This window comes from Tenuifilum sp., from assembly GCF_037481895.1.
Taxonomy (GTDB): domain Bacteria; phylum Bacteroidota; class Bacteroidia; order Bacteroidales; family Tenuifilaceae; genus Tenuifilum; species Tenuifilum osseticum.
Genome location: NZ_JBBFKU010000064.1, coordinates 1 through 7,879, shown reverse-complemented (window position 1 = coordinate 7,879; position 7,879 = coordinate 1). Strand labels below are relative to the sequence as shown.

7 protein-coding genes are annotated in these 7,879 nt (G+C 40.3%); 2 read left to right on the top strand and 5 right to left on the bottom strand.

Going from position 1 to position 7,879, the window contains the following annotated elements; translation table 11 throughout:
• Positions 1 to 109: 109 nt before the first annotated feature.
• Positions 110 to 808 (top strand): metallophosphoesterase family protein, encoded by a 699-nt coding sequence (locus WHS63_RS12975; RefSeq protein ID WP_445205480.1) that lies wholly within the window; start codon positions 110 to 112, stop codon positions 806 to 808.
• A 4-nt stretch (positions 809 to 812) separates the two neighbouring features.
• Here WHS63_RS12975 and WHS63_RS12970 read toward each other — a convergent pair whose 3' ends face one another.
• From WHS63_RS12970 to WHS63_RS12950, 5 genes are all read right to left on the bottom strand, one after another.
• The gene (locus WHS63_RS12970; RefSeq protein WP_445205479.1) at positions 813 to 1,481 is read right to left on the bottom strand and encodes an MBL fold metallo-hydrolase; all 669 of its coding nucleotides are present in this window, start codon (positions 1,479 to 1,481) and stop codon (positions 813 to 815) included.
• 69 nt (positions 1,482 to 1,550) lie between these two features.
• Positions 1,551 to 3,491 carry a biosynthetic peptidoglycan transglycosylase gene (locus WHS63_RS12965; protein ID WP_445205478.1) on the bottom strand — a complete coding sequence of 647 codons (1,941 nt, stop codon included), beginning with the start codon at positions 3,489 to 3,491 and terminating at the stop codon, positions 1,551 to 1,553.
• A gap of 105 nt (positions 3,492 to 3,596) precedes the next feature.
• On the bottom strand, positions 3,597 to 4,832 hold the full coding sequence (locus WHS63_RS12960) for a hypothetical protein (RefSeq protein ID WP_445205477.1): 1,236 nt from the start codon (positions 4,830 to 4,832) through the stop codon (positions 3,597 to 3,599).
• Between the two features lie 98 nt (positions 4,833 to 4,930).
• A complete protein-coding gene (locus WHS63_RS12955; protein ID WP_445205476.1) occupies positions 4,931 to 5,641 on the bottom strand; it encodes a DNA alkylation repair protein in 711 nt (236 codons plus the stop codon).
• Between the two features lie 186 nt (positions 5,642 to 5,827).
• A complete protein-coding gene (locus WHS63_RS12950; RefSeq protein WP_445205475.1) occupies positions 5,828 to 6,403 on the bottom strand; it encodes a plasmid pRiA4b ORF-3 family protein in 576 nt (191 codons plus the stop codon).
• A 535-nt stretch (positions 6,404 to 6,938) separates the two neighbouring features.
• Between WHS63_RS12950 and WHS63_RS12945 the strand changes: the two genes are divergently transcribed.
• The coding region (locus WHS63_RS12945) for a DNA cytosine methyltransferase (RefSeq protein WP_445205474.1) at positions 6,939 to 7,879 on the top strand (941 nt) is incomplete at its 3' end.

Genomic DNA, 7,879 nt, shown 5'->3' with positions numbered 1-7,879 from the left:
ATGTAAAACTATCCCTTAACGGGGATATTTCCAACTCCCATTTTTTATCTACAAAATTTTATTTTGGACGGATGTGATTTTTCGTGTTAAATTTATATAAACCATTACCATGAGAACTTTTATAATCCCCGACATTCATGGCTGTTCAAAAACCCTTCGGTTTTTATTGGAGGTAAAACTTTCGGTTTGTAAAACCGATAGGCTATTCTTTCTGGGTGATTATATAGATAGAGGCCCTGACACACCTGGTGTTGTAGAATATCTCTTAAACTTAATTGATGAGGGTTTTAATATTACCTGCCTAAAGGGTAATCACGAGCAAATGATGCTCGATTGCATTAAGGGCGATTACGAGATGAGTCTTTGGTTAATGAATTCCGGCTTTGCCACTACGCATCAGTACGAGTCAATTGTAACAGCAATTGAGACAGATTATGGTTTTTTGCCTAAACGGCATTTGAATTTTTTTACATCTCTAAAACCTTATGTAGTAGTCGATAATCAGTATCTACTGGTTCATGGAGGTTTTAACTATGAGCTGCCAAATCCATTTGCCGATGAGTATGCCATGTTGTGGAATCGTCCAACCCAAGTCCCTAGCAGCTTTATGCCCGGCTATAAAATTATTCATGGCCATACTCCACGGGCATTAGCAAAAATAGTTGAAGAGTTTAAGGATACTCAGCGTCGGCTATATGATTTGGACGCTGGCTGTGTTTACAAGGGACTTTACATTCCAGGAACAGGATACCTAACAGCACTCCAGCTTGAAAACTGGAGGCTGGAGTTTGTGGAGTGCCTCGACTAAAAAGTTAGGATTTTGGTAGCACAATCACTTCAGCTTTATCTTTAAGCAATTCCTTAAACTTATCCACATCGGCAGTGGTTCCCTCATACATCCCGTAATGAATAGGGATAGCAACACTTGCGCCAGTGTCGAGAACGGCGGCAACCGCATCGTCAACGCTGTTCATGGTGTATGTTTGGCCTAATGGTAGCAGTATTATATCAGTTTTAATGCTCTTCATTTCTGGAATACGCTCAGTATCGCCGGTGTGGTATAGCCAAACATGGCAAAGGTTAAGCAGGTAGCCCACCCAATTTTTTGATTTTGGGTGTTTGTCGGTTTTAGTTACGTTATACATGGGAACGGTCTTAATTTCAATGCCATGCCATTCATCGTTAAAGCCAGGCTGAACAGCAATCACCTTGGCAGCTCCAAATTTTTGAGCTTCATCGGCAACATCGGATGGACAGAGTATCCACGTATGTGGGGCTACAATTTTTTTTATATCGTCGGGCGAAAAGTGGTCAAAGTGGGAGTGAGTTATTAGAATTAAATCGGCTTTATCGTTCCCTTTTATTTGGTACGGGTCGATGTATATTACCTTTCCGCAGTTCATGATTTTTACCGCTGCTTGCCCAAACCACTGAATACTTTCGGCAACTGCTTCAATATTCTTTGATACCTGTGTGTTCATAGCATCAATCCGATTTGGTTTACACCCATAAATTTAATGAATTTTTAGGGCGATGTAAAGGGGTTGATGCTAATTTGTATCCTTTTCCTGTTCAGTAAAATTGCCTTCAGAATCGATATTTTCCGATGATGATTCTTTTTTCAGTAAATCTTTTGCCGGCCCTGTAAGGATTACCTGAGGATTGGTAGCCAGATTATCGTAGTCTTGCTGAGTGATGTTTCCACGGTTTAGCATCTTATTTGCCACAAACATGAAACTTTCAGTTACAAAGGGCTTAAGCTTACCTTCGGTATCGAATAGGTAACGAAACTTAGCTGGCCTGGGGATTATGTAAGCAAGGAATAAAGCCTCGGGAAGCGTAAGTGAACTGGGCTTTTTGCCAAAGTAGTATTGACTTGCCTCACGAATACCGAACACATCGGGCCCCCACTCAATGATATTCAGGTAAACCTCAAGCATTCTTTCCTTTGATACTACACCGCTATTTTCCGTAATCCAGGTAATAAGAATTTCTTCGGCTTTACGCCCGATATTCTTACTCTGATTTAGAAATACATTTTTTATGAGCTGTTGGGTAATTGTGCTACCCCCCCGAGCAAACCTTTTTTCGCGTATGTTACATGCCATTGCATAGGTTATACCATCGAGGCTGAACCCTCGATGGTTGTAAAAGCCCCCATCCTCGCTTGTTATTACAGTCCATTGTAGGTATGGACTAATTTGGTCAAGTGGAGCGTAGCTTGCACTTTTGGGGTTAACTTTAATATCTCTAACATACACATTGTCGATATAAGCCCTATGGGTAAAGGTATCGGCGAGCATGGCAAGGTTGGTATTTCCGTACGATAGCACATAAAATCCTTTCGATTTTAGGTTTGGTGCGATGGTTAGGCTATCGGGGTTTGTGAGGGGAACACCAACCTGAAGCGAGTAGCTGAAAGTTCCGTTCACCTTTATGCCCAACAGGTTTGTGAATAACCCTTTGGGTAAGGCATCAAAGAGCGATTGCCAGCTGTTTTCGCCAGTGTTGAGTGTAAACCATACATAGCGGCTTGGTAATGGACGATACTCAAACCCTAGTTTTGCCTTGAAGCCATTAAGACTAACTGTTGACAGAGAGTCAATAACGAAACTATTGGGCATCGCCCTGATTTGCATGTTTGCTCTGCATGAATCAATTATTACTGGCATTTGCGCAATACGCTTACCATCCAGCAAAAGTGAATTAATGCTTGATACTAAATTTAACTCTATCCTATTGGGCTCAATATGGGTAGCATTTAAATCAAGGAAGATTTTTTTGAACGATGCTTTGGCGCCAAGAACAGGAGTGGTAAAGGGAATATAGGCTTCAGGTTGCTCGCTTGTGACCGTTGCGGTAAGGCTATTTTTTCGTTTACTGGTTGTTCCGGTAATAGTTACCCGTGAAGTCCTTTCGCCATCGTTTAGGTTTAGCGTTGAGGTAAAGTTATTATTGCTATAACTCCACTTTTCAATAGTTACTTTTCCGGTATATGCAGAATCGGAATAGGTAAAGTGTAGGTTATTGATATTGAAGGTTGCGGTTGAAAGTCCAAAAAAGGCCTTAACTAAACGGTATAGTCTTTTGTTGCTCGAACTTTCATTTTTTTTCTCATTTGCGCTTTGTAGTGTATGCTTGCTTGCCAGAGCAATCAAATTATCAATATTAATCGTAGTTCTGGATATATCAATTTGCTTGGGATTGATTTTAAGCAATACCAAATGGAACGGATTAAGCTTAATCCTAAAGGATTCAGAGCAAAGCAAAGTATCGGTATCAACAATAAGTAGGTTTTGAAGCTGAAGGGTGTTTAAGCCTTTAACTTCAACTGCGCTTGCAGTAACTGTTAAACCATACCTGTTTTTTACTCTTGCAGAGGATTTACTAAAAATTTTTTTGGCAATAAGATTTCGTGAAAGAAATAGAAGAGAAATAATTAACACCAGGAGTAATAAACCTATGCGTAAAGCCTTTTTTACCCGAACCATCGCCTTTAATTTTATGCAAAGTTAGCCATAAAGTGATAAAAAAGTGGCCTGCCAATACGCAAGCCACTATTAAATACAAAGAATCTGTTTAAGTATAAAATCAATCTAGAAGGAATACTTTGCGCTAATTGTAATACGATTATTGCTTACAGGGTCGAGCGATGAGGTAACCTTATGCTGAGCGTCGAAGGTTTTACCGTAAACCGCTGTGGTTAACATGTATTCAATTCCTAGCACCAAGTTCTCTTCCTTATAGCTTACACGTGGTGAGATACGGTAAACATAATTCATATCGTCGTTCCTGTTGTAGCCGGCAATGGTTGAGTAATTCTTATTGGAACCGAGTAGCTTTGAGTATCCGGCAAAAACCCCAATGCCCCATTTTCCCAACTTATGGTCAACATCTAGCCATGTGCTAAGAGTACGCAGGTTTGCGTAGTCGTAATCGCTATCAGCGGTGGTTTCAGTAACCCTACCGTAGCCACCAATCATAAGAAGGTGAGTTGGATTTTCGCCGTAAACTGTTTCAAACTTGATATTAGTCTTAGCCAGATTTGCTGCAGTAAATACACTAAATAGGTACTGACCAACTGTTTTATGTGTGCCAGTATTAGAGCTGGTAATATTGAGTCGGGGAGTAAGCCACTTGTAACCAGCCGACAAACCAGCAATAAATGAATTGTTTTTTACGAATGCAGCCTGTGCCATGAGTTCGGGTAGTCCGGAGTTGCGTTGTGCCTCAGCTGGGCCCATCGACTTATGGTAACCCTGGGTTAATGCGGTTGCCGATAACCTTACTTTTTCAATGGGGTAGTAAGTAAAACGGATTTGAGGGGAACGATTCAGCGAGTGGAAGGGAACGCCTGCACCAAAGGCAAGGGTTGAGGGAATTACTTCGTTTACAATAACCGGATGCCAGTAATGTCCCATTATGAGCTCGGAATGCTGCCATTTAAGGGTCATTATGGCATGCCTAACCCTCAGTAAGCGTGTATATTCAGTTGCTGTGGCAAAAAAATCGGTTTCAACCATTGCGCTAGTTTTGGCGCCAAGTACATCGGGCCCGGATATTTTTAATCCCAAACGCGTTGTTAGCGAAAGCATTTGAAGCTGATGCTTTTTGTTAACATCGGTTCCGTTAGCATCGATATTTGCCTTTAAGGGATAGAAGTAAAGCTCGCCATCGCGTGTATCGACTGACTTATAGCTATCAAAAATGGTTTCCCATGTTACGTAACCGTAAGGTTTAACCTCAATTTTAGGTTTTTGGGGTTGTTCCTGTGCTACTGAAATAAATGCAGTAAAAACAGAAAATGCAGTAAAAAACAGTGATTTTTTCATCTCAGAAAATTTTTGCGCAAATTTGGTAAAATGCACTTTAATAATCGTTGAAAAGGGGAGAAAATTTTCAATGTAAAAGGTAAAACGTTAGGGTGTAGCTATTTAGCCATTGCTTTAGCTTTAAGTTCCAGTGGCATTTTTTCAATGGCATATCTTAAAGCGGTTCGAGGCATTTTAGCTTTATTCGACATCACGAAATTGAATACAAGTTCCTGATTTGATTGGCTTGTGGCTTTTAACATCCATCCGTAACCCTTTTGAACCATATCGTCGGAATCGGTAAGGAGCATGGTAGCAATATCAACAATATGATTGTGAAATAAGCCCTTACGGGCGGGAACAATAAAGCTAACTGCCGCAGCTCTCCGAACCCATCGGTTGTTGGATTTTGCCCATAGCTTTACCTTTTCAATTAGTAGCGGATGCAACATAAGCATATCGCCAATTGTATGGTTGCAAAAGGTATCGCACGACGCCCAGTTGTTAATGTATTTTTTTACCCACTCTTCAAGGGATACAAAGTCCTCAGGCGAAAAATGTTTTACAAATCGCTCTGTAAAGTAGCATGCAATAAAGGTTTCTTCCATGAATCCCGATTGCCAAAGCTGTTCGCACAGAGCAAGCATCTCGCTTTTACTCATCATTTTTACCTGGCTGCTGAAGTAATGTTTGGCAATGGTTTGAACCTGGGCGGCTTTAAGACCATAAAGTTTTACATTCTCTTTAAAGAACCTTTCGCCCGCAAGTCGGTTTTGCTCGGTTGCTTGACTTTTCAGGTCGTTTTGCAGATTTTGTATTAAACTTTCCATTGGGTTTGGTTTTGGTAAGGATTTAGGAGGGAGAAATTAGGGCTTTAACGGTCGGCTGTTGCTTACGCAGGGGAGTTAACCGCCTGCGTCTTTATCCCACGTTAAACTTTTACTAAATTACTAAAAACTTTTCTATCTGCAAATCAGCCCCAGTGGGCTTAACCACGTGTTGTAAGCAGTTGTAATTTAATAAAATCCCTCACAACCAAAATTTTTTTCTCTCAGCAACTTATTCACTTCGTCAATGTCGAAAAATTCTGGATAGAATTCAACTCCCAGCCATTCCTTTAATTCCTTATACTCTTTATGTTTGGGGTTTTTCAGTATTTCTAACATATTTGCATAGCCCCAGATTCCACCGCAATCTTCAGGAGGGCAATTCATTTTTCCCTTTAGGCATAAAGGATAAACCAATTTACTGTCATAAGGAAGGATCTTTTCTAAAAGAATATCATGTTCCCAGCTATCGCCAAAGTCATATTCATAGATAACCTTTTCCTTTTCCGCCTTCAATATATCTGCAATTCTCATTTTCTTATAGTCGACATTGCAGCTATCATCCCAAAAATCATCATCTTCCATTCTCGGTGAATAGTATGTTTTGTCCTTTATGAAATGGTGTAGATGAGAATTTGTCCAGCCCATGGTTGTTTGGATAATTTTATGAAAATCGGACAACAATAAATTCTCAGGAATTAGTATCCTCCTCCAGATTTTAGGCTTAAAACCTCTTAAGGCAATTTGAATTTGAAATATCCTCATGGCTTGGTTTTTCTTTCAAAGATAATCAAAATCATTTTGGAAGATCTTCAAACAATTGCTTACATCTCTTATATAGGCGCTACTTTTTTGCGCCTTATTTCCAGTTTTTGATGTATTGCCCTGTAAATTAGCGTTCTAAAAAAATGTAAAAAAATTACAAATCATAAAATGACGATTTTTTTTGAACTTTATTGAGAGGGCAGGGGGAGTAAAGTTGGTTGTAACTGTTAATGAAAGAGATTCCTCCCATTTGCTCGGTATGACAGGAGACGTTGTTTATTAATCGTGAATTTAAATGGAACACAGATAACGCAGATTAAACTGATTTACACTGTGATACACTGTGATACACTGTGTAACTCTGTGGTAATGGCTTTATGTAAGGGTTGATAGAATTCATCATTTACTTCACTCAACACTAAAAACCAAACACTAAAAACTAAACACTAAAAACCAAACCCTAAAAACAATTTGCCTTTAACTTTATCTATTTTTTCAAGGTGAATAAATGCTATTTTTGGCGTAAATTTCAGGAATGAGCAGTTTTCGGTTTATCGACCTTTTTGCCGGTGTGGGAGGGTTCCACATAGCCATGGGCAGGCTTGGTGGCCAATGTGTGTTTGCCTCGGAGATTGACCCTTATGCGGTTGCCACCTACAAAAGTAATTTTGGAATCGAACCCTTTGGCGATATTCGGAGCGTTGATGAACGAGTCATTCCTGCTCACGATGTTCTTTGTGCAGGCTTTCCCTGTCAAGCCTTTTCCAAGGCCGGTAAGCAGGAGGGATTCGACGATACTCGGGGAACCCTTTTTTTTGAGATAAAACGTATTCTGAAGCATCACAAGCCCAAATACATTATTCTTGAGAATGTTCGTAACCTTGCCTCGCACGATGGGGGCAGGACTTGGAAAGTGATTTCGGAAAATTTAAAGGAATTAGGCTATATCATCACTGAAAAGCCGCTCATTGTTAGTCCGCATCAGGTTGGGGTTCCCCAACTTCGCGAGAGGGTTTTCATCCTTGGGGTTCACTCCTCAACCACAAAACTAAGGAAATTACATTTTGAAATACCTCCATCGCATCGTAATCAAACAGATGGGGCAATAGTGCTGAACGGCAAAGCTGATAGACGTTTTGCTATCAGCAATTACGAGGAGTATGTGCTATCGGCATGGGATGAATTTATTCAAGGTGTAGGCAGACTTAAGCTTGGCTTTCCCATTTGGGCCAATGAGTTTGGAAAAGACTATGATTTAAGCAATTTGCCCACATGGAAGGCTGGTTTTGTACAGAAGAACCGCATGCTTTACAGCCAAAACAAAGTTTTTATCGATAAATGGTTGAAAAAGTACAATTACCTTTCGGAGTTTGTTCAAACCCACACCAAGTTTGAGTGGCAAGCCGGTGAACATATCGATACGGTTTGGAAGGGAATAATACAGTTTCGCCCTTCGGGTATAAGGGTTAAGCGTCC

Coding starts and splice junctions, on each gene's coding strand:
- WHS63_RS12975 (WP_445205480.1), top strand. CDS start 110: ATGAGAACTTTTATAATCCCCGACATTCATGGCTGTTCAAAAACCCTT.
- WHS63_RS12970 (WP_445205479.1), bottom strand. CDS start 1,481: ATGAACACACAGGTATCAAAGAATATTGAAGCAGTTGCCGAAAGTATT.
- WHS63_RS12965 (WP_445205478.1), bottom strand. CDS start 3,491: ATGGTTCGGGTAAAAAAGGCTTTACGCATAGGTTTATTACTCCTGGTG.
- WHS63_RS12960 (WP_445205477.1), bottom strand. CDS start 4,832: ATGAAAAAATCACTGTTTTTTACTGCATTTTCTGTTTTTACTGCATTT.
- WHS63_RS12955 (WP_445205476.1), bottom strand. CDS start 5,641: ATGGAAAGTTTAATACAAAATCTGCAAAACGACCTGAAAAGTCAAGCA.
- WHS63_RS12950 (WP_445205475.1), bottom strand. CDS start 6,403: ATGAGGATATTTCAAATTCAAATTGCCTTAAGAGGTTTTAAGCCTAAA.